At 63.5% G+C, this 21,045-nt stretch carries 15 protein-coding genes and 1 tRNA gene; 8 read left to right on the top strand and 8 right to left on the bottom strand.

The window, feature by feature from the left end:
• Positions 1-71: 71 nt before the first annotated feature.
• Positions 72-803 carry an SDR family NAD(P)-dependent oxidoreductase gene (locus tag Amn_RS08765; protein WP_067964392.1) on the bottom strand — a complete coding sequence of 244 codons (732 nt, stop codon included), beginning with the start codon at positions 801-803 and terminating at the stop codon, positions 72-74.
• A complete protein-coding gene (locus Amn_RS08760) occupies positions 800-1,963 on the bottom strand; it encodes an acetyl-CoA acetyltransferase (protein WP_067966916.1) in 1,164 nt (387 codons plus the stop codon). The genes Amn_RS08765 and Amn_RS08760 overlap by 4 nt, the downstream gene beginning before the upstream one ends.
• A gap of 201 nt (positions 1,964-2,164) precedes the next feature.
• Here Amn_RS08760 and betI point away from each other — a divergent pair, with 201 nt between their 5' ends.
• Genes betI through betB form a run of 5 tightly spaced genes read left to right on the top strand, consistent with a single transcriptional unit; the run spans position 2,165 to position 8,441 of the window.
• A complete protein-coding gene (gene betI, locus Amn_RS08755; RefSeq protein WP_182575530.1) occupies positions 2,165-2,755 on the top strand; it encodes a transcriptional regulator BetI in 591 nt (196 codons plus the stop codon).
• Positions 2,752-4,281, top strand: a complete 1,530-nt coding sequence (gene betC / locus Amn_RS08750) for a choline-sulfatase (protein ID WP_067964396.1) — start codon at positions 2,752-2,754, stop codon at positions 4,279-4,281. The genes betI and betC overlap by 4 nt, the downstream gene beginning before the upstream one ends.
• Complete coding sequence (locus Amn_RS08745) at positions 4,281-5,279, top strand: threonine/serine dehydratase family protein (protein WP_371818657.1); 999 nt, start codon at positions 4,281-4,283, stop codon at positions 5,277-5,279. The genes betC and Amn_RS08745 overlap by 1 nt, the downstream gene beginning before the upstream one ends.
• On the top strand, positions 5,272-6,924 hold the full coding sequence (gene betA / locus Amn_RS08740) for a choline dehydrogenase (protein ID WP_154384973.1): 1,653 nt from the start codon (positions 5,272-5,274) through the stop codon (positions 6,922-6,924). The genes Amn_RS08745 and betA overlap by 8 nt, the downstream gene beginning before the upstream one ends.
• A gap of 53 nt (positions 6,925-6,977) precedes the next feature.
• Entirely contained in the window at positions 6,978-8,441 is a 1,464-nt protein-coding gene (gene betB / locus Amn_RS08735) for a betaine-aldehyde dehydrogenase (RefSeq protein ID WP_182575531.1), read from the top strand.
• Between the two features lie 289 nt (positions 8,442-8,730).
• Here betB and Amn_RS08730 read toward each other — a convergent pair whose 3' ends face one another.
• A complete protein-coding gene (locus tag Amn_RS08730; protein WP_182575532.1) occupies positions 8,731-10,971 on the bottom strand; it encodes a mannose-1-phosphate guanylyltransferase/mannose-6-phosphate isomerase in 2,241 nt (746 codons plus the stop codon).
• A 12-nt stretch (positions 10,972-10,983) separates the two neighbouring features.
• Entirely contained in the window at positions 10,984-12,504 is a 1,521-nt protein-coding gene (locus Amn_RS08725; protein ID WP_182575533.1) for a phosphomannomutase/phosphoglucomutase, read from the bottom strand.
• A 200-nt stretch (positions 12,505-12,704) separates the two neighbouring features.
• On the opposite strand from Amn_RS08725, the gene Amn_RS08720 reads away from it, so the two are divergent.
• From Amn_RS08720 to Amn_RS08710, 3 genes are all read left to right on the top strand, one after another.
• A tRNA-Pro gene (locus Amn_RS08720) sits at positions 12,705-12,781 on the top strand.
• A gap of 427 nt (positions 12,782-13,208) precedes the next feature.
• A complete protein-coding gene (locus Amn_RS08715; protein WP_312883606.1) occupies positions 13,209-13,823 on the top strand; it encodes a TadE/TadG family type IV pilus assembly protein in 615 nt (204 codons plus the stop codon).
• Positions 13,824-13,880: 57 nt separating this feature from the next.
• Positions 13,881-15,584: a pilus assembly protein TadG-related protein gene (locus Amn_RS08710; protein WP_286296273.1), complete on the top strand. Its 1,704-nt coding sequence runs from the start codon at positions 13,881-13,883 to the stop codon at positions 15,582-15,584.
• Between the two features lie 91 nt (positions 15,585-15,675).
• On the opposite strand, the gene Amn_RS08705 is transcribed toward Amn_RS08710, so the two are convergent.
• The 4 genes from Amn_RS08705 to Amn_RS08690 form a co-directional block, all read right to left on the bottom strand.
• Complete coding sequence (locus Amn_RS08705; protein ID WP_286296271.1) at positions 15,676-17,292, bottom strand: ABC transporter ATP-binding protein; 1,617 nt, start codon at positions 17,290-17,292, stop codon at positions 15,676-15,678.
• 1 nt (position 17,293) lies between these two features.
• Positions 17,294-18,412 (bottom strand): ABC transporter permease, encoded by a 1,119-nt coding sequence (locus Amn_RS08700; RefSeq protein ID WP_286296270.1) that lies wholly within the window; start codon positions 18,410-18,412, stop codon positions 17,294-17,296.
• Positions 18,405-19,328 (bottom strand): ABC transporter permease subunit, encoded by a 924-nt coding sequence (locus Amn_RS08695; protein WP_067964417.1) that lies wholly within the window; start codon positions 19,326-19,328, stop codon positions 18,405-18,407. Before Amn_RS08695 ends, Amn_RS08700 begins: the two co-directional genes overlap by 8 nt.
• A gap of 69 nt (positions 19,329-19,397) precedes the next feature.
• Positions 19,398-20,990, bottom strand: a complete 1,593-nt coding sequence (locus Amn_RS08690) for a peptide ABC transporter substrate-binding protein (RefSeq protein WP_067964419.1) — start codon at positions 20,988-20,990, stop codon at positions 19,398-19,400.
• Positions 20,991-21,045 lie beyond the last annotated feature (55 nt).

The following is a 21,045-nucleotide window of genomic DNA, read 5'->3' as shown; positions in this document are numbered from 1 at the left end:
TTCAACGTGCCTTCATGCGCTAGCGGACGATTTTTGCCGGGCGTGACGCCTGCCCGACTAGCCGTGCAGCATCATGCCTTGTCACCCGATAGCGCGGCGGCGAGGAATCCGCCATCCACTGCGAGCGTATGACCGTTGACATAACTTGCTTCCGGCGACAGCAGGAAGGCAACCGCGGCGGCGATCTCCTCGGGCTCGGCATAACGGCCCTGCGGCATCAGCCGCGGCGCGATCCCGCTGCCATTGCCATCCGCTTCGATCTCGGTCGGCCCGGCTGCGACGGCGTTGACACGAACGCCACGATTGCCGACCTCCAGCGCCAGCACCTCGGACATCAACTTCAGCCCGGCCTGCGAGGCGGCGACGGCGAGCCTGCCGCGATGCGCGCGCAGGCCGGCGACCGAACCGACATTGACGATGGACAGGGACGCCCCCATCCGCTCGAGCGCGGCATGGGCGGCGATGAACGGCCCGACCAGATTGACGTCGAGCGCTTCGCGCAGCATTTCAGCACTGGTGTCTTCGGCACTTGCATGCCGGTCGAAGCCGGCCACCGCCACCAGTCCGCCAATGAGACCAAGGCTGTCGACCACCTGGTCGAACGCTTCGGCGACATTGTCCTCGTCTGTCGGGTCGGCCTCGATGAAGAGGACATCGTCATTGTCGATTGCGTCTGCGGCAGCGGCAAGGGCTGCCGCATCGCCATCGATCATTGCCACCGGCCATCCATCTGATACCAGGCGCTCGGCCACGGCAAGGCCGATGCCCGACGCACCGCCGATGACGACGGCCGAATGCCTCATCTGATGCGGTCCAGGATCGACACGTAGTTGGCGACCGCGGCACCGCCCATGTTGAAGATGCCGCCGAGCCTGGCGTCCTTGACCTGGATGCCGCCGGCCTCGCCGGCAAGCTGCATCGCGGTCAAGACATGCATCGACACGCCGGTCGCACCGATCGGATGCCCCTTGGCCTTGAGACCACCCGAGGGATTGACCGGCAGGCGGCCATCCCTAGCGGTGATGCCCTCCATGACGACGCGGGCACCCTCGCCGCGCGGCGCAAGCCCCATGGCCTCATATTCGATCAGCTCGGCGATGGTGAAGCAGTCATGCGTCTCGACGAAGGACAGGTCGTCGAGCGAAACGCCCGCCGCCTTCAACGCCTGGTTCCAGGCCAGCTCGCAACCTTCGAACTGCAGGATGTCGCGCTTCGACATCGGCAGGAAGTCCTGCACATGCTCGTTGGCGCGGAAAGCAATCGCACGCTTCATCCTCAGCGCCGTGGTCGCATCGGTCAGCACCAGGGCTGCCGCACCGTCGGAGACGAGAGAGCAGTCGGTGCGCTTCAGCGGGCCGGCGACAAACGGGTTCTTCTCGCTCTCCTGGCGGCAGAAGTCGAAGCCGAAATCCTTGCGCATCTGGGCGTACGGGTTTTCGACGCCGTTCTTGTGGTTCTTGGCAGCGATCATCGCCAGCGCATCGGACTGGTCGCCATAACGCTGGAAATAGGCCTGGGCGATCTTGCCGAAGACGCCGGCAAAGCCAGCCGGGGTGTCGCCATCCTCGGGCAGATAGGAGGCGCGCAACAGGTTCTTGCCGATCTCCGGTCCCGGTGTCGTGGTCATCTGTTCGGCGCCGACCACCAGCACGATGCGCTGGCCGGCATTGACGGCACGGATGCCCTGGCGCACGGCGGCAGAGCCGGTGGCGCAGGCATTTTCGACACGCGTCGCCGGCTTGAAACGCAGGCGGTCGTCGGCCTGCAGCACAAGGCTCGCGGTGAAATCCTGGGCGGAGAAGCCGGCATTGAAATGGCCGAGCACGATCTCGTCGACATCTTCCGGCCCGACGCCCGCATGCGCCAGCGCCTCGGTGGCAACCTGCGTGATCAGGCTTTCCAGCGTCTCGCCTTCCAGCTTGCCGAAACGCGAATGCGCCCAGCCCACGATGCATGCGGTCATCTTCGTCTCCATCGTCATTGGTATGTTGCGCCATTTGGCGGGCGATTCCAACGCCCTTCAATTCCGTTCAAGTATGAACAGTTTTCGACAACATTCAATGGTCCAGATGGGGGTTCCATGACGCATTCGAGACGACACGCGCCGTGAATTTTATTGATTGACGAGTCAATTAAAAATACTTTGGCCACTGGAGGATCCCGCATGCCCAAAGTCGGAATGGAGCCGCTGCGCCGCAAAGCGCTGATCGACGCGACGATCTCGGCGATCGGCGAGCGCGGCAACCTGGACGTGACCATGTCGGAGATCGCCGGACGCGCCGGCGTCTCCTCCGCACTTGCTCATCACTATTTCGGCGCCAAGGACGAACTGCTTGCCGCGACCATGCGGCACCTTCTGTCCGAACTGCTGATCGACACGACCGCCGCACTTCGACAGGCAGAGACGGCGCGCACCCGCGTCTCCGCCGTCATCGCGGTCAACTTCTCCGACAAGCAGTTCCGGTCGGAGACGATCGCCGCCTGGCTTGCCTTTTATGTCGAGGCGCAGAAATCGCCGGCGCTGCGCCGGCTGCTGCGTGTCTACGCCCATCGCCTGCATTCTAATCTGATGAGCGGCCTGACCCGGCTCCTGCAACGCCATGAGGCTGAGCGCGTCGCCGAGGCGACAGCGGCGCTGATCGACGGTCTCTACATTCGCCGGGCGTTGCGGGAGGGAATTCCCAATGCCGCCTCGGCCATTGCACTGGTCGAGGACTACCTCGAAACCAAGCTCTCGCAGGCGGGCAACGCATGAAGACCAGTCAGCCCAACATCCTCATCGTCATGGTCGACCAGTTGGCCGGGACGTTCTTCCCCGACGGTCCAGCCGACTTCCTGCACACCCCGCACCTCAAGGCGCTCGCTGCGCGCTCGGCACGTTTCCGCAACAACTACACCGCCTCGCCGCTCTGCGCGCCGGGCCGCGCCGCCTTCATGTCCGGGCAGTTGCCATCGCGCACCGGCGTCTATGACAACGCCGCCGAATTCACCTCGTCGGTCCCGACCTTTGCGCATCACCTGCGCGGTGCCGGCTACCACACCGTGCTGTCGGGCAAGATGCATTTCGTCGGCCCGGACCAGATGCACGGTTTCGAGGAGCGGCTGACGACCGACATCTATCCGGCCGATTTCGGCTGGACGCCGGACTATCGCAAGCCGGGCGAACGCATCGACTGGTGGTACCACAATCTCGGCTCGGTCACCGGCGCGGGCACTGCCGAAATTTCCAACCAGATGGAGTATGACGACGAGGTCGCTTTCCTGGCTGCCCAGAAGCTTTACGATTTCGCCCGCGTCTCCGATCAGGCCGAGCGCCGTCCCTGGTGCCTCACCGTCTCCTTCACCCATCCACACGACCCCTATGTCGCGCGCCGCCAGTATTGGGACCTCTATGAGGACTGCCCCGCCCTCGACCCCGAGGTCGGCTTCATCCCCGAGGACCTGCAGGACCCGCATTCGCAGCGCCTCTACCTCGCCAGCGACTATGCCAGCTTCGACATCACGCCGGAGCAGGTGCGCCGCTCGCGTCGCGGCTATTTCGCCAACATCTCCTATATCGACGACAAGGTCGGCGAGCTGCTGTCGGTGCTCGAACGCACGCGCATGCTCGACGACACCGTCATCCTGTTCTGCTCCGACCATGGCGACATGCTCGGAGAGCGCGGCCTGTGGTTCAAGATGTGCTTCTACGAAGGCTCGGCGCGTGTCCCCCTGATGGTCGCGGGCAAGGGCCTGCCGGCGGGCCTGATCGCCGAACCGACCTCCAATCTCGACGTGCTGCCGACGCTGTGCGACCTCGCCGGCATCGACCTCTCCGCCATCGCGCCCTGGACCGACGGGCAGTCTTTGCTGCCATTGGCGCGCGGCGAACAGCGCAACGCGCCGGTGCTCATGGAATACGCCGCCGAAGGCTCCTATGCGCCGCTGGTCGCCATCCGCGACGGCCGCTTCAAGTTCGTCCACTGCGAGATCGACCCGCCGCAGCTGTTTGATCTGGAATCGGACGCCAACGAACTGCGCAACCTCGCAGCTGACCCCGCTTATGCCGATCTGGTCACCGACTTCATGGCAAAAGTCCGAGCCCGCTGGGACATGGCGGGCTTCGACGCCGCCGTGCGCGAAAGCCAGGCGCGGCGCTGGGTGGTCTATCCCGCGCTGCGCAACGGCGCCTACTACCCATGGGATTTCCAGCCGCTGCAGAAAGCGTCGGAGCGCTACATGCGCAATCACATGGACCTCAACGTGCTCGAAGAGAGCAAGCGTTTCCCGAGGGGTGAATGATGAGCACCGAAGTTCCAGGTCTCGACCGGCTGCGAGAAGCCTATGCCGAGACGTCGCAGGCGACGCAGTTGACGCCGCTGCTCGAATCCGCCGTCCTTGCCCGTGAGACTGGTGCTGCGCGTGTCTTCGTCAAGGCGGAGTCGCTGCAATGGTCCGGTTCGTTCAAGGCGCGCGGCGCCTATTGGCGGCTGAAGCAGCTTTCGCCTGAAGAAGCCAGACGCGGCGTTGTCGCCTTCTCCTCCGGCAATTTCGCCCAGGGCCTTGCCGCGGCCGGCCAGTCGCTCGGCATTCCCGTCACCATCGTCATGCCCATCGACGCTCCCGCCGCCAAACGCGAGGCGACCAAGGCCTATGGCGCGCGCGTGGTCCTGACCGACCATGGCGACCGCGCCCGCGAAGAGGTCGCTGCCGCCAGGGCACGCGAAATCTCCGAGACGGAAGGGCTCGTCCTGCTTCACCCGTTCGACGATCCCGAGATCGTCGCCGGCCAGGCCGGCGCCGGCCTCGAAGCGCTCGACCAACTGGCAGCAAAGGGTGTGGTCGCCGACATCGTGCTCTGCCCCGTCGGCGGCGGCGGGCTGATCGGCGGCGTGGCTTTGGCCTTCCATCACCTGTCACCGTCGACCGAAGTGTTCGCCGTCGAGCCCGAGGGCTTCAACGGGCTGGGCGCATCGCTCGCCAATGGCGCGCTTTCCGCCGTGCCGCTGGCGGAGAAATCGATCTGCGACGGCCTGATGGCGCGCCGGCCGGGCGAAGCGCCCTTTGCCGCCATCACGACCACCAATGTTCGCGCGCTGACCGTCGACGATGCCTCTGTCCGCCGCGCGATGACCACGGCCTTCGAGCGGCTGAAACTCGTGCTCGAGCCGTCGGGCGCCTCGTCGCTGGCGGCACTTCTGGGAGGAAAGGTCGACGTGGCCGGCAAGACCGTGCTCGTCGTCGCAACCGGCGGCAACGTCTCGCTCGCCGATTTTTTGGTTCATGTGAACAATGCTTGAAGCAGATTACGTAATCGTCGGCTCCGGCTCGGCCGGCTCGGCCATGGCCTATCGCCTGTCGGAAGACGGCAAGCACTCCGTCATCGTCATCGAATATGGCGGCACCGATTTCGGCCCGCTGATCCAGATGCCGTCGGCACTGTCCATCCCGCTCAATATGAGCCGCTACGATTGGGGCTTTGCCAGCGAGCCGGAGCCGCATCTCGGCGGCCGCGTTCTCGCCACCCCACGCGGAAAGGTTCTCGGCGGCTCGTCCTCGATCAACGGCATGGTCTATGTCCGCGGCCATGCCCACGACTTCGATCACTGGGCAGAACAGGGCGCCACCGGCTGGGGCTATGCCGACGTGCTGCCCTACTTCAAGCGCATGGAGCATTCGAATGGCGGCGAGGAAGGCTGGCGCGGCACCTCGGGTCCGCTCAACGTGCAGCGTGGGCCGCGCAAGAACCCGCTCTACCAGGCCTTCGTCGAGGCCGGCCGCCAGGCCGGTTTCGAGCTGACCGAAGACTATAATGGCGCCAAGCAGGAAGGCTTTGGCGCGATGGAGCAGACCATCCATGGCGGGCGCCGCTGGTCGGTCGCCAATGCCTATCTCAGGCCGGCGCTGAAACGCGGAAATGTCCGTATCGTCAATGGCTTCGCCCGGCGCGTGGTGATCGAGAACCAACGCGCCACCGGCGTCGAGATCGAGACTCGCAGGAAGATTCAGGTCGTTAAGGCACGACGTGAGGTGATCGTCGCCGCCTCCTCCATCAACTCGCCGAAACTGCTGATGCTGTCGGGCATCGGACCGGCCGAGCATCTCAAGAAGCACGGCATAGCAGTCGTCGCCGACAGGCGCGGCGTCGGCCAGAATCTCCAGGACCACATGGAGCTCTACATCCAGCAGGAGGCGACCCAGCCGATTACCCTGCACTCGGTCTTCAACCCGTTCTCCAAGGCGCTGATCGGCGCGGAGTGGCTGCTGTTCAAGACCGGCCTCGGCGCCACCAACCATTTCGAAGCCGCAGCCTTTGTGCGCTCGAAATCAGGCGTCGACTACCCAGACATCCAGTTCCACTTCCTGCCGGCGGCCGTACGTTACGACGGCAAGGCGGCGGCCAAGTCGCATGGCTTCCAGGCCCATGTCGGGCCGATGCGGTCGAAGTCGCGCGGCGCGATCACGCTTCGCTCAAACGACCCGTGGGACAAGCCGGAGATCCGCTTCAACTACATGTCGCATCCCGACGACTGGGAAGACTTCCGGCACTGCATCCGCCTCACCCGCGAGATCTTCGGCCAGGCCGCCTTCGACCCGTTCCGCGGCAAGGAGATATCGCCAGGCAGCCATGTGCAGTCGGACGAGCAACTCGACGCCTTCATCCGCGAGCATTCGGAAAGCGCCTACCACCCTTGTGGCACCTGCCGCATGGGCCGCGCCGACGACCCGACCAGCGTCGTCGATCCCGAGTGCCGGGTGATCGGCGTGGACAGCCTGCGCGTTGCCGACTCCTCGATCTTCCCGCGCGTCACCAATGGCAACCTCAACAGCCCGTCGATCATGACTGGCGAAAAGGCGTCCGACCACATATTGGGGCGGACACCGCTCGCCCCGTCGAACCAGGAGCCGTGGATCAATCCGCGCTGGCAGGTCTCCGACAGATAAAGCATCATCCGGCCTACCCGCCGGACCATCGAATAGACAACTGGAGCAAACGCATGCGCGCCCAGCCCAAAGCCTCGCATTATGTCAACGGCCGCTACATCGACGACGAGCGTGGAGCATCGATCCCGGTCATCTATCCGGCAACCGGCGAGACCATTGCCGAGCTGCGGTCGGCAACACCCAACATCGTCGAGCTGGCGATCGAGGCCGCGCGCGAGGCGCAGCCGGCCTGGGCACGGCTGAAGCCCATCGAGCGCGGCCGCATCCTGCGCCGTGCCGCCGACATACTGCGCGCCCGCAATGAGGAGCTGTCGCGCATCGAGACGCTCGACACCGGCAAGGCGATCCAGGAAACGCTGGTGGCCGACGCCGCCTCCGCCGCCGACTGTCTCGAATATTTCGCCGGTGCGGTCGCGGCCTTCAACGGCGACTATGTCGATCTCGGCGGCCCCTTCGCCTACACCAGGCGCGAGGCGCTCGGCGTCTGCGTCGGCATCGGCGCCTGGAACTACCCGATCCAGATCGCCGGCTGGAAGTCGGCACCCGCGCTCGCCATGGGCAATGCCATGGTGTTCAAGCCGTCTGAGAACACGCCCCTGTCCGCTCTTGCGCTGGCCGAAATCTACACCGAAGCCGGCCTGCCTGACGGGCTGTTCAATGTCGTCCAAGGTTACGGCGATGTCGGCGCGGCACTCGCCGCGCATCCGGTCGTCGACAAGATTTCGCTCACCGGCTCGGTGCCGACGGGCAAGAAGGTGTTGTCGCTCGCCGGCTCGCATATGAAACACGCGACGATGGAGCTCGGCGGCAAGTCGCCGATCATCGTCTTCGACGACGCCGATCTCGAAAACGCCGTCGGCGGCGCGATGCTCGGCAATTTCTACTCGACCGGCCAGGTCTGCTCCAACGGCACCCGCGTCTTCGTCCAGAAGGGCCTGCACGACCGTTTCGTCGAACGGCTGGTCGAGCGCACCAAGTCGATCCGTATCGGCGACCCGCTCGACCCCGAGACGCAGATGGGCCCGCTGGTCAGCAAGGCCCAGCACGACAAGGTTCTCGATTACATCGGCGTCGGCAAAGGCGAAGGTGCCGAGTTGCGTTGTGGTGGTGGGGTGCCCTCACTGCAGGGCTTCGAAGGCGGCTTCTTCGTCGAGCCGACCGTGTTCACCGGTGTGAAGGACACCATGCGCATCGCCCGCGAGGAGATCTTCGGCCCGGTCATGAGCGTGCTGTCCTTCGACAGCGAGGACGAGGTCATCGCCCGCGCCAACGACACCGAATTCGGCCTCGCCGCCGGCGTCTTCACCAAGGACATTGCGCGCGGCCATCGCGTCATCGGCGAGCTCAAGGCCGGGACGTGCTGGATCAACGCCTACAATCTGACGCCGGTCGAAATCCCCTTCGGCGGCGCCAAGCAATCGGGCATCGGCCGCGAGAACTCGCTCGCCGCCCTGTCGCACTATTCGCAGCTCAAGACGGTCTATGTCGAAACGGGCGACGTCGCGAGCCCGTACTGAAGCTTGGCCTGGTTGCCGGGCTGGCTTGGTGTGCCGCTGAGCTGAACATTGGGGATGCTTGGAGGTGTCGGCGCGGCCCCTCCTCCACCCTTCGGGCGCCTTCTCCCCGTGAACGGGGAGAAGGAAGAAGCGGCCAGCCCTCTTCTCCCCGTTTACGGGGAGAAGGTCCCGGCAGGAGGATGAGGGGCAGCGGACCGAGGGCCAGCAACAACTGCGGCGCTCAAGCCGCCTCGCATCGCCTGAATAGCAAAAAGCCGGTCAATTGGCCGGCTTTTTTGTTGGTTCGAAGTCAGTGCGCGACGTCCTCGGTCTTGTCGAGATACTGCGTCAGCGCCGTCACCAGATGGTAGAAGATGCTGGCCGGCACTTCCTTGGCCAAGGAGCGGCCGCGCTCGTCGATCTGGTCGATCCACAGGCCCTGCGGTGCGGGGTCGATGTGCCAGCGGAACAGGCGTCCGACACGTGCTTCGATCTCGGGCTTGAGGTCGGGGCCGCCGGTGCCGTCGAGCGCGACGGCCGCCTTGATCGCCTCGGTCTGCGGCCAGCTGCGCGAGATGTTGTCGAGCGGCAGGCCCTGCCGCGACACCGCGCCATAGGCCAGCCCCGTCGCACGGTTGAGGCCGTTGGCAACCGCCGAGGCATAGAGCTTGCGGCCGAAGGCGACGAGATCCTTCTGGCCGCTCTTGTCGGCAAAATCGACAAGCAGCGAGGCCCATTCGAAATGATGGCCGGGTTCGGTCCACTGGCCCTTTTCGCCAGGTGCCGGATGCCAGTCGCGGTCGAAGAACTCGCCCAGCGTCCAGCTGTCGACCTCGAAGAAGTGGCTGCGGAACAGATCGATGATACGCGCGGCGCGCCTGAGATAGGCGCGGTCACCCGTCACCGCGTGCCAGGCGAGAAACGCCTCCAGCAGATGCATGTGCGGGTTGGAGCGGCGCACGCCCTCGCCATCAGGGCTTTCCATGAAGCCGGTCATGCGCTCGTCCTCGAGGTGTTTGTCGAGGAAGGCGAATGTTTCGGTGGCCAGCACCAGCGCCTCGGCATTGCCCGAGCGATGCGCATGGGCCAGCGCTAGGAGCACGCAGGCGTGATCATAGGCGTCCTCGACCGGATCGAGCACGCTGCCGTCAGGGTTCAGCGTCCGCACCCAGCCACCGCGTTCGGTGCGGCCTTTGTCGGCCATGAAGCGGATGCCGTGGTCGATCAGTTGGTCGGCCCTGCCATCCCAGCCGCGCTGCTTGGCCACCGCAAAGGCATAGACCTGTCGCGCCATGGTGCGCATGCGCTTGGGCTTGGCCAATGGCCTGGCGTCGAAGCCCAGTGCCTCGTAGAAGCCACCGAACTGCTCGTCGACACCCGATGTCGACCACAGCGGCAGCGTCTCGTCCATCAGCCAATGCTGCACCCGCCGACGCCAGGCGCCGTTGGCGATGACACGGCCATGCGCCGGCGTGAACTTGGTCTCCAGCCGACCGCTCTTTTCGAGCTGCTCGACGATCTTCTTGACGTTCTGGCTGTGGCTGACCGGGGCGACGAAGGTCGCGTCCGAGGTCGAGACGATGGCGACGTCCTTCAGGCCGATGGCCGAAAGCAGGCGGCCTTCGCCGCGCAGATAGGAATTCTCGCAGTCGATGGCGACGACATCGCCGACGATGACGTTGCCGTCCTTGTCGGAGGGGCTGACGTCGAGCAGCGACTGCCACGACCCGAGATCGTTCCAGCGGAAACTTGCCGGCACCATGGCGATGCCGTCGACACGCTCCATGATGGCGTAGTCGATCGAGTTGGACGGGATGTCCTGGTAGAGATCCAGCGGCATGTAGACGCCGGAGAGGTCGCTGGTCTGGGCCTGAAAGGCTGCTTCGGCCTTCTGCCAGATGTCAGGCTGGTGCTTGAGGAAGGCGGCGCGCATGGCGCTGGCCTTGAACAGGAAGATGCCGGCATTCCAGAAGAAGTTGCCGGCGGCGAGATAACCTTCGGCCGTCTTGAGGTCGGGCTTTTCGACGAAGCGGGTGACGTCGGAAACGCCGCCGCCTTCGGCACCGGCCTCGATGTAGCCGTAACCCGTCTCGGGTGCGGTCGGGCGGATACCGAACACCACCATCCGGCCGGCCACGGCTGCCGGCACCCCGTTTTCGACGGTTTCCCAGAACTGGCGCTGCGTCGAGATTTCGTGGTCCGAAGGCACCACCAGCACGGTGCCGTCGCCATAAGCCTTGATCGTCTGCAGTGCGGCAATCGCCACGGCCGCAGCCGTGTTGCGGCCCGTCGGCTCGAAGATCGCGCCGCCGCCGGCAAGATCGATCGCCGCGAGATCGGCGCGCACCCGTTCGGCATGGCGCTCGGACGCGATCAGATAGATCGGCGTTTCGCCTTCGTCGCGCGCGGCAAGCCGCTTCAGCGTCTTGACCAGCATCGAGCCGTCGCCTGACAGGTCATGGAACTGTTTGGGGTTGTCCTCGCGCGACAGCGGCCAGAGCCGGGAGCCGACGCCGCCGCTCATGACAAAACTGACGATCCTCTCGGCCATGCCCGCTCCCCCTCAGAAGGTCTGGTTGTAGGCGCCGACGGACGGATTGCGCCGCAGCACCGCGTCAACCGCCTCGAACATCTCACGCCGACGCTCCGACGACACCGGGCTTTCCACCACCACGACCAGTTCCGGCTTGTTGGAGGAGGCGCGAACCAGCCCCCAGGTGCCGTCCTCGGCAACGACACGCACGCCGTTGACGGTGACGAGATCGACGATCTTCTGTCCGGCGAAGATATCGCCATTGCGCTTCATCGCCTCGAAATCGGCAACGACCTTGTCGACGACGCCATATTTCAGCTCGTCGTCGCAATGCGGCGACATTGTCGGCGTGCCATAGGTCAGCGGCAGGTCGCGATAGAGATCGGCCATCGACTTGCCGGGGCTGCGGTCGAGCATCTGGCAGACGGCGATCGCGGTGACGATGCCGTCGTCATAACCGCGGCCGATCGGCGGGTTGAAGAAGAAATGGCCAGACTTCTCGAAGCCGGCGATGGCGCCCAGTTCGGCGACGCGGCGCTTGAGATAGGAGTGGCCCGTCTTCCAGTAGTCGGTCTTGGCGCCATTGGCGGCCAGCACGGTGTCGGTGTTGAACAGGCCGGTGGACTTCACGTCGACGACGAAGGTCGCGTTCGGATGGAGCGCCGAGATGTCACGCGCGAGCATGACGCCGACTTTGTCCGCAAAGATCTCGTTGCCCTCATTGTCGACCACGCCGCAGCGGTCGCCGTCGCCGTCGAAGCCGAGCCCGACATCGGCGCCTGTTTCCAGCACCTTGTCCCTGATCGCATGCAGCATCTGCATGTCCTCGGGGTTGGGGTTGTAGCGTGGGAACGAATGGTCGAGCTCGATATCGAGCGGGATGACCTCGCAGCCGATGCGCTCGAGCGCTTCCGGCGCAAACGCCCCTGCCGTGCCGTTGCCGCAGGCGGCGACGACGCGCAGCTTGCGGGTGATGCGTTTGCCGGCCACCAGGTCGTCGATATAGGTCTTGCGGAAATAGGGCACGAACTCATAGGAGCCGCCGCCGGTCAGGTCGAAGTCGCCATTGAGCACGATTTCCCTGAGCGCCGACATTTCGTCCGGGCCGAAGGTCAGCGGCCGCTGCGCGCCCATCTTCACGCCGGTCCAGCCGTTCTCGTTGTGCGAGGCGGTGACCATGGCGACCGACGGCGTGTCGAGCGCGAACTGGGCGAAATAGGCCATCGGCGACAGTGCCAGGCCGATGTCCTTGACCCGTGCGCCCGCCGCCTGAAGACCTGACACCAGCGCCAGCTTGATCGACATCGAGTAAGAGCGGAAATCGTGGCCGACGACGATGTCGGGTCCGGCGCCGAGACGCCGGATCAACGTGCCGATGCCCATGCCCAGCGCCTGGACGCCGATCAGATTGAGTTCCGGCTCCTTGGGCGAGCTCGGATGGCCGAACCACCAGCGCGCATCGTATTCGCGAAAGCCGGTCGGCTTGACCAGTGCGAGCGTCTCGAATTCGAACGTATTGGGAGATGCTTGGGCGACTGGCTTGAAATTCACGACTGCACTCCGGCGCCATGCTGCGCATAGATTCTGTTCGGCATCGAATACCGCAAGATCGGGGCACTGTCCCCTCCCGCCACGGCAGCAAAAAGGCTTAAAAGCACAACAAGATTACTCACTTGCGAAAAATTGCGCCAGTCGAACCTTTGGCGCTTGCAGGAAGCAAAAGCGGCAGCTATAAGCCCGCCCACTGGTCACGGAGTGTAGCGCAGCCTGGTAGCGCACATCGTTCGGGACGATGGGGTCGCAGGTTCGAATCCTGCCACTCCGACCAGAAAAATCCCGAATTCCCAATTCTTTAGACTGAAGCCGCAAAGCGCCACGCCTTTCGCGCTGCGACCGGCCAGGATCAACCTTCGTCCCGAACCGAAAGACGGCGTGAACAACCCGCTTTCCGGGCCACCAGCTTCGCCACAACGATTGCCACACCCGATCTCATCAATCGAGGGTTGTATTCTTCTTGCTGTCGCTTGGCGAAAACTTCCTGCGACCACGGTATTCTAACAAAAACCATCTGACCTCATACAAAACAAGATCATTTTAGTCGGATTTTACTGTCGAGATTCAGATTCTCTTGGCCGTTCGCCACAACCTGCAAGCACATTAGCAAATCGATAATCTTCTGGGACCACTCTGGAACTAATCTAGTTCATCTCTGGTAGCGAGGCGGATGATCTTGGCAGTGGCCAAACAGGTGGCATATGAGTGAGAATAAATACTTTGCATACAAACAATATTTCCGCAGGATGGCGTCGCTTGCGACGACCAGAGATCCAGGGGGCTGGCGTGTGCTCAGACACCGCCGCAAGCTGGGCGCAGACGCATCCAAGTCCTTTACCGAGCGGATCAAGCACTTGGAAAGATGGGCAAGGACACTGATCCGCATCAGGCCCCCCGATAGTAGCGGGTTCCTGCAGTCCCGATCCGGCACATCAGCAATCGAATTTGCAATTGTCGCACCGGTCTTCATCCTGCTTGTGTTTGGGATGATCGCTTACGGAATTTACTTCGGCGCCCTGCATTCCGTCCAGCAGATGGCAGCCGACGCAGCCCGCACCGCCATCGGCGGGCTCAACGAAGCCGAGCGCAAGACGCTCGCACAGAGATACATCGATCTCAACGGCGACGGCTACGTCCTCATCGACAAGACAAAACTGACAGTAGACGCCAAGGACAGCGCCAATGACAGCGAACAGTTCGTCGTCTCCTTGAGCTACGACGCCCGCCAGCTTCCGATCTGGAATCTGCTGACAATGCTGCCAATGCCGGAGCAGACCATCAAACGCAGTTCGACAATTCGGGTGGGGGGCATCTGAATGTTTACGGCAATCCTGAACAGACTGTCCGAGTTCCGGCGCGCGCGAAAAGGCAACATGGCGACCATGTTCGCGCTGTCGCTGCCGATCGGCCTTGCCACGGCTGCACTGGCAGTCGACGAAGGCTCGCTTTATGTCGAGCGCCGCGAAGCCCAGTCGATTACCGATCTTGCAGCAATCTATGCCGCCGGCAACATCGCCAAGGCCGATGCCGCGGTGCTGAAGGTATTCAACAACAATCAGCAGAACAACGTCGTCCTGGTTGACGGCTCCACCCCTCAAACACTCGCTGTCGGTTACAAGCGCGTGCTCGTCGAAAAGGGGCGCTATGCCGCCGACCCCACTGTCGCAGTCGACGCGCGCTTCGTCGTCGGTGCAACGCCGCCAAACGCCGTGCGCGTCACCTATTCCAAGGACGGCACGACCTTTTTCGCCAATGCGCTGATCGGTGAGCGCAAGATTGTCACCACAGCGGTCGCGACCGCGCCCGCGGAAGCCGCCTTCTCCGTGGGCTCCAGGCTTGCCAGCCTCAATGGCGGCCTGCTCAACAGCCTTCTTGGCGGCCTGCTGGGTACGACGCTTTCGCTCAATGTGATGGACTACAACGCGCTTCTGGGGGCCGACGTCAACGCGCTGCAGTTCATCGATGCGCTGAAGACCGGATTGAACCTGACGGCGGGTACCTACAGTGAGGTGCTACAGGCTGAAGCGAGCGTCGGGCAGATACTGTCGGCTCTGGCAACGGTCAACAAGGACAGGGACGCCGACATCGCCTTGAACAAGCTTCTGGGCTCCCACATCCCCGGTTCGCTCAAGGTGCCGCTCAAGAACTACATCGACCTCGGCGCGATCGGCAAACTGTCGACGGGTCGTGGCGCCGCCGGGCTGGACGCCGATGTCGGCATCATGGAACTGGTCAGCGCCGCAGCCGCCATCGCCAACGGCAAGAACCAGGTCGCCGTCGACCTTGGCGCCGGCGTGCCGGGCCTGCTCGGCGTCAAGCTGAACGTCGCCATCGGCGAACCACCGCAAGGATACAGCTGGTTTGCGGTCGGCGAGCCGGGCAAGATCGTGCGTACGGCGCAGACAAGGCTGCAACTCGTCGTCACCGTTGGCGGCACCGGGGGATTGGTCGACAGCGTGCTGGGCGGGTCGGTGCGCGTGCCGCTCTATGTCGAGCTGGCCTATGCCGAGGCTCAGCTGAAAAGCGTTTCCTGTCCCACCGGCAAGCCGGCAAGCGCGATCGTCACGGTCGACACCCAGCCCGGCGTCGCCGAGATCTGGCTCGGCGACATCAACCCGGCGGAACTCAGGGTCTTCACCAAGAGGCCCGTGGTGCAGCCAGCACAGCTGGTCAAGCTCAACCCGGTCGGCCTCAACGTGCTGACCGTCGACGTCAAGGGTGCCGCGAATGTGCGGATCGGCAACATGACGCCGCAGGCCCTTACGTTCAACAAGAGCGACATCGACGCACGCCGGGTCAAGTCGGTGTCGACACGCAACCTGACGCAGTCGCTGACCGCCTCGCTGTTGAGCGGGCTGACGCTGGATGTCGATCTCAAGGTGCTGGGCCTTGGCCTCGGCCTGTTCGTGCCGACAGACGCCGCGGTCAAGACCGCCATCGTCGGCCTGCTGTCAGGCGTGACCGCCCCCATCGACGGGCTGCTTTACAACGTCCTTACGCTGGTCGGCGTAAAGGTCGGCGAAGCCGATGTGCGGGTTCACGGCGTCAACTGCGGCCGCTCCGTTCTGGTGCTCTGAACGCGAACAGGCCCGGAGACTGGCGTCTCCGGGCCTGTTGCTGTTTTTCACCAGGCTGTGGCCTGCCAAAAGCCGTCAGGCTGCCAAACCGTCAGGCCGATTGGCGGAACTTCGTCTCGTCGATCGCCGCCGCCATCAGGGTCTTGGTGTAGGCTTCACGCGGCGCACCGAAGATCTCCTCGGTCGGCCCCTCCTCGACGATCTTTCCCTGCTTCATCACGATGATGTAGTCCGACATGGCGCGCACCACGGCCAGATCGTGACTGATGAACAGGTAGGACAGATCGTGGTCGGCCTGCAGCTTGCGCAAAAGCTCGACGATCTGCTTCTGCACCGATCGGTCGAGCGCCGAGGTCGGCTCGTCGAGCACGACGACCTTGGGCTTGAGGATCATCGCCCGCGCAATGGCGATGCGCTGGCGCTGGCCGCCGGAGAACTCGTGCGGATAGCGGTTGCGTGTTTCGGGGGATAGCCCGACTTCACGCAGGGCCTCCACCGCCCTGTTGTCGCGTTCCTTGGACGACAGCGACGGCTCGTGCACCAGAAGGCCTTCGGTGATGATCTGGCCCACCGTCATGCGCGGCGACAAGGAGCCGAACGGATCCTGGAAGACGAGCTGAAGCTCCCGCCGCAGCGGGCGCATGTCGGCACGGTCGGCCTTGGACAGATCCTTGTCGCCGAAACGGATCGTGCCCTGGCTCGGCAACAGCCGGAGCAGAGCCCGGCCCAGCGTCGACTTGCCCGATCCCGATTCACCGACGATGCCGATCGTCTGGCGCTGCTTGAGCATGATCGAGATGCGGTCGACCGCCCGCAATAGCATCGGCGGGCCGGCAAGGAAGCCGCCGCCGATCTTGAACTCGACCTCGACATTGCGCCCTTCGAGCAGGATCGGCGCATTGGCGGCAGGCGGCGCCTTGCGACCGGTCGGCTCGGCTGCCAGCAGCATCTTGGTGTAGTCGTGCTGCGGATTGGCAAACAGCTCGTCGGCCTTGCCCTCCTCCACCACCTCGCCATAGCGCATGACATAGACACGGTCGGCAAAGCGCCGGACGATGCCGAGGTCATGGGTGATGAAGACGATGGCCATGCCGAGCTTGCGCTGCAGTTCGGCCAGCAGGGTCAGGATCTGCGCCTGGATCGTCACGTCGAGTGCAGTGGTCGGCTCGTCGGCGATCAGGATGTCGGGGTCGTTGGCCAGCGCCATGGCGATCATCACGCGCTGGCGCTGGCCGCCCGACATTTCGTGCGGATAGGATTTCAGGCGCCGCTCGGGGTCGGGAATCTTGACCAGTTCGAGCAGCCTGAGGGCTTCGGCGCGCGCTGCCGCCCCGCTCAAGCCGCGATGCTTGCGGATCGGTTCCATCAGTTGGTTGCCGATGGTGTAGAGCGGATCGAGCGAGGTCATCGGCTCCTGGAAGATCATGCTGATCTTGCGGCCACGGACCTTGTTGAGTTCCGATTTGCCGAGTGTCAGCAGGTTCTTGCCGCGGTAGTCGACAGCGCCTGTGGCCTCGCCATTGGATGCCAGCAGGCTCATCGCCGCCATCATCGTCTGGCTCTTGCCGGAGCCGGATTCACCGACCACGGCAACCGTCTCGCCGGCGTCGACGTGAAGGTGGATGCCCTTCACCGCCTCCACCACGCCGTCGAGCGTGCGGAAGCGGACGCGCAGGTCCTTGACCGATAGGATTGTTTCTCCAGCCATCTCACCTGTCCTTCGGATCGAGAGCGTCACGCAGGCCGTCGCCGATGAAGTTCAGCGCGAACAGCGTCGAGACCAGGAAGAAGGCCGGGAACAACAGCAGCCAGTTGGCGGTACCGATGTTCTTGGCGCCCACGGAGATCAGCACGCCCCAACTCGTCATCGGCTCCTGCACGCCGAGCCCCAGGAACGACAGGAAGCTCTCCAGGATGATGACCTGCGGCACCAGCAGCGTCATGTAGATGACGACAGGTCCAAGCAGATTGGGGATGACGTGACGCTGCACGATGCCGCGTGAACGCACGCCGAGTGCTTCGGCCGCCTGGACGTATTCCTGCCGGCGGATCGACAAGGCCTGGCCACGCACGATGCGTGCCATGTCGAGCCACAACACCGCCCCCACGGCCAGGAACATCAGCACGAAGTTTCGCCCGAAGAAGACGACCAGCATGATGACGAAGAAGATGAAGGGAAGCGAATAGAGCACGTCGACGATGCGCATCATCACCTCGTCGGTCTTGCCGCCCATGAAGCCGGCAGTGGCGCCATAGATGACCCCGATGACCACGGCGACGATGCCGGCCAGAAGGCCGATCGCCAGCGAGATGCGGCCCGCCATCAGCGTTCGCGACAGCAGGTCGCGGCCGGTGTTGTCGGTGCCGAACAGGAAGTACTGCTGCTTGATCGAGGCGCTCATCACCGCCGTCAGCCCATCAGCAGCGGTGCTTTCGAGCTTGCCGTCGTCGAAGGTGTCGGAACGGTCGAGATAGCGGATGTTGCGCTCGTCGAGCGGTTTGCTCGACGTCACGGTGATGAACACCCGTTCGCCTTCCTGGCGCCATTCCTTGACGTCGACACGCATGCGCTTGACGGCGTCGTTCATGGCGGTCTCGATCATTTCCGGCTTGGGATAGGCCGAGAGACTTGGCGGCGTCCGGACATAGTCGGCATAGATCGTCGTGTACTGATGCGGCACGAAGAACGGTCCGACGATGCAGACGGTCGCCATGGCGATCAGGTAGAAAAGGCTGAACATCGCAGCCTTGTTGGCCTTGAGGCGTGCCCACGCATCGCCCCAGAGCGATCGCCCGACGACGGGCGCTGAAATGGCTGTATCAGTCATAGCGCACCCGCGGATCGAAGAAGGCATAGAGGATGTCGACGATCAGGTTGAAGGCGATCGTAAACAGCGCAATCACCACCACCGTGCCCATCACCAGCGTGTAGTCGCGGTTGAGTGCCGCATCGACGAAGTAGCGGCCGATTCCGGGAATGGCGAAGATCGTCTCGACGATGATCGAACCGGTGAGCAATGCCGCCGCCGCCGGGCCCGCATAAGACACGATGGGCAGGACAGCGCCGCGCAGTGCGTGCTTGACCACCACCGACCAGTCGGACAGGCCAAGCGCACGCGCCGTCCGGATGTGGTTGGAACGCAGTGACTCGATCATCGAACCGCGCATCAGGCGCGCCACGATGGCGATCTGCGGCAGTGACAAAGTCAGGATCGGGCCGATCTTGTTGATCCATGCCCCATCGCCCCAACCGCCGATCGGCAGCAGCTTCCAGGTCAGGCCGAAAAGAAGCTGGATCACAGGGGCAATGACGAAGGTCGGGATCGTGCTGCCGGCGGTGGCAAGTGCGATCACCGAATAGTCGCCAAGCTTGTTCTGGTTGAGGGCTGCGACGATACCAAGCACCGTTCCGACGGCAAGCGCCAGGACAAGAGCCGACAAGCCCAGCTGAACCGAGATCGGCAGGCCATTGGCGAACAGCTCGGTGACGGTGAAGTCAGGCAGGTTGTAGCTGGGCCCGAAGTTACCGTGCAGCAGGTTCTTGAGATAGTTGACGTATTGCAGCCAGATCGGATCATTAAGACCGAATTGGGCCTCAAGATTGGCCTTGATCTCGGGACTGAGTCCGCGCTCCTGATTGAATGGGCCGCCCGGAGCGACGCGGATCAGGAAGAAGGCCAGCGTGACGATGACGAACATCGTCGGAATGGCGGTCAGAAGCCGCCGGAATACATAGAGAAACATAGCTACCACGCCTTCGCAGGTTAGCCGGGACCGCCGCCCCCTTTTTCAGGGGCGGCGGCAGAGCCGGGACTAGTCCTTGCTGACGAAGCGTGAAGGATGAACGTCCATGACGTTCTCGTCGAAGCCCTTGATCTTCGGCGAAACGAGGTTCTTGTAGCTGTAGTAGAGCAGCGGGATCTGGCCGACATCATCGATCAAGATGCGTTCTGCTGCCGCCATTTCCTTCAGGCGTTCTTCCGGCTTGCCGCCAGCGGCGGCTGCCTTGTTCATGGCCTCCTCAAACTTTGGGCTATTGTAGTTCGAGTAGTTGTTGCCGGAAGCCTTGCGCGAGATGCCGAGGAAGCTTTCCGGATCCTTGTAGTCGGCAATCCAGCCCGCACGAGCGACGTCGAAGTCACCCTTCTGCTCGAGATGACCGTAGTGGGTCTTGGTGTCGGTGTTGAGCAGCGTCACCTCGATGCCGAGCGGCTTGAGCTGCTCCTGGATCGCGACTGCCGTGTTCTTGTGGTTCTCCGACGTGTTGTAGCGGATTTCCATCTTCAGCGGCTTGTCGGGGCCGTAGCCGAGCTTCTCGAGAACCTTCTTGGCTTCATCCTCGCGGTCGATCTGCGACTTGTCGGCGAAGGTCGCCAGTGCCGAAGTGTAGCCTTCGATACCGGGCGGCACCATCGAGTAGCCGGGGATCATCGAGTTCTGCCAGACCTTCTCGGCCAGGAAGTCGCGGTCGATGGCCATCGACACTGCATTGCGCAGCTCGACATTGTCCCACGGCGCCTTGTCCGTCTTGATCGCGTAGTAGTAGGTGCCGAGATAGGCGCCGATACGCAGCTGATCGCCGAATTTGGCCTTCAGGTCAGCCATCTGCTCGGTCGGGATATCGTCGTTGCTGTCGAGTTCGCCAGCCTCGAAGCGCTTGATGGCGGTCGAGCGGTCTTCCGTCGGGAAGTAGTTGACGGCGTCGAGCTTCACATTGGCGGCGTCATGGAACTTCGGGTTCTTGACCAGCTTGATGTGATCGTTCGGGACGAATTCAGCGAGCGTGAACGCGCCGTTGGAAACCAGGTTGCCCGGCTTGATCCAATCGGCGCCGAGCTTGTCGATGGCGGCCTTGTTGACCGGATAGGTCGACTGGTGCGTCAGCATTTCGAGGAAGTATGGGGTCGGTGCCTTGAGGGTCACTTCGAAGGTGTTGGCATCGACTGCCTTGACGCCGAGTTCTTCGGGCTTGGCCTTGCCGGTGTTCACTTCTTCGCCGTTCTTCACGACATAGAGCATCGAAGCATATTCGGCGCCGGTGGCCGGATCCTCGAGGCGGCGGAAGGAGTAGACGAAGTCTTCGGCGGTAACCGGGCTGCCATCCGACCAGGTAGCGCCCTGACGGAGCTTGAAGGTGTAGACGGTGCCGTCGTCCGAAACGGTCCAGCTCTCGGCTGCACCCGGAATGATTTCGGCATTCTGGTCCTGCATGACAAGACCTTCGAACAGGTCGCGCAGGATGTGGGCTTCATAGACCGTCGATGTCTTGTGCGGATCCAGCGATTCCGGATCGGCCGAATTGCCGCGATTGAAGACGACCTCCGCAAAAGCCGGAACGGACAACGCTCCAGCAGACAGCGCAAGCGTCGTAGCGAACACTGTCGCTTTCAGCATGTTCTTCAGCATGTGTTACTTCTCCCAAATAGGCGTGTTCCCCGTAAACACGGCCTCGCCTGGTTAG

This window comes from Aminobacter sp. Y103A (assembly GCF_030294925.1).
Lineage (GTDB): Bacteria > Pseudomonadota > Alphaproteobacteria > Rhizobiales > Rhizobiaceae > Aminobacter > Aminobacter ciceronei.
This window is presented reverse-complemented; position numbering and strand designations above follow the sequence as displayed.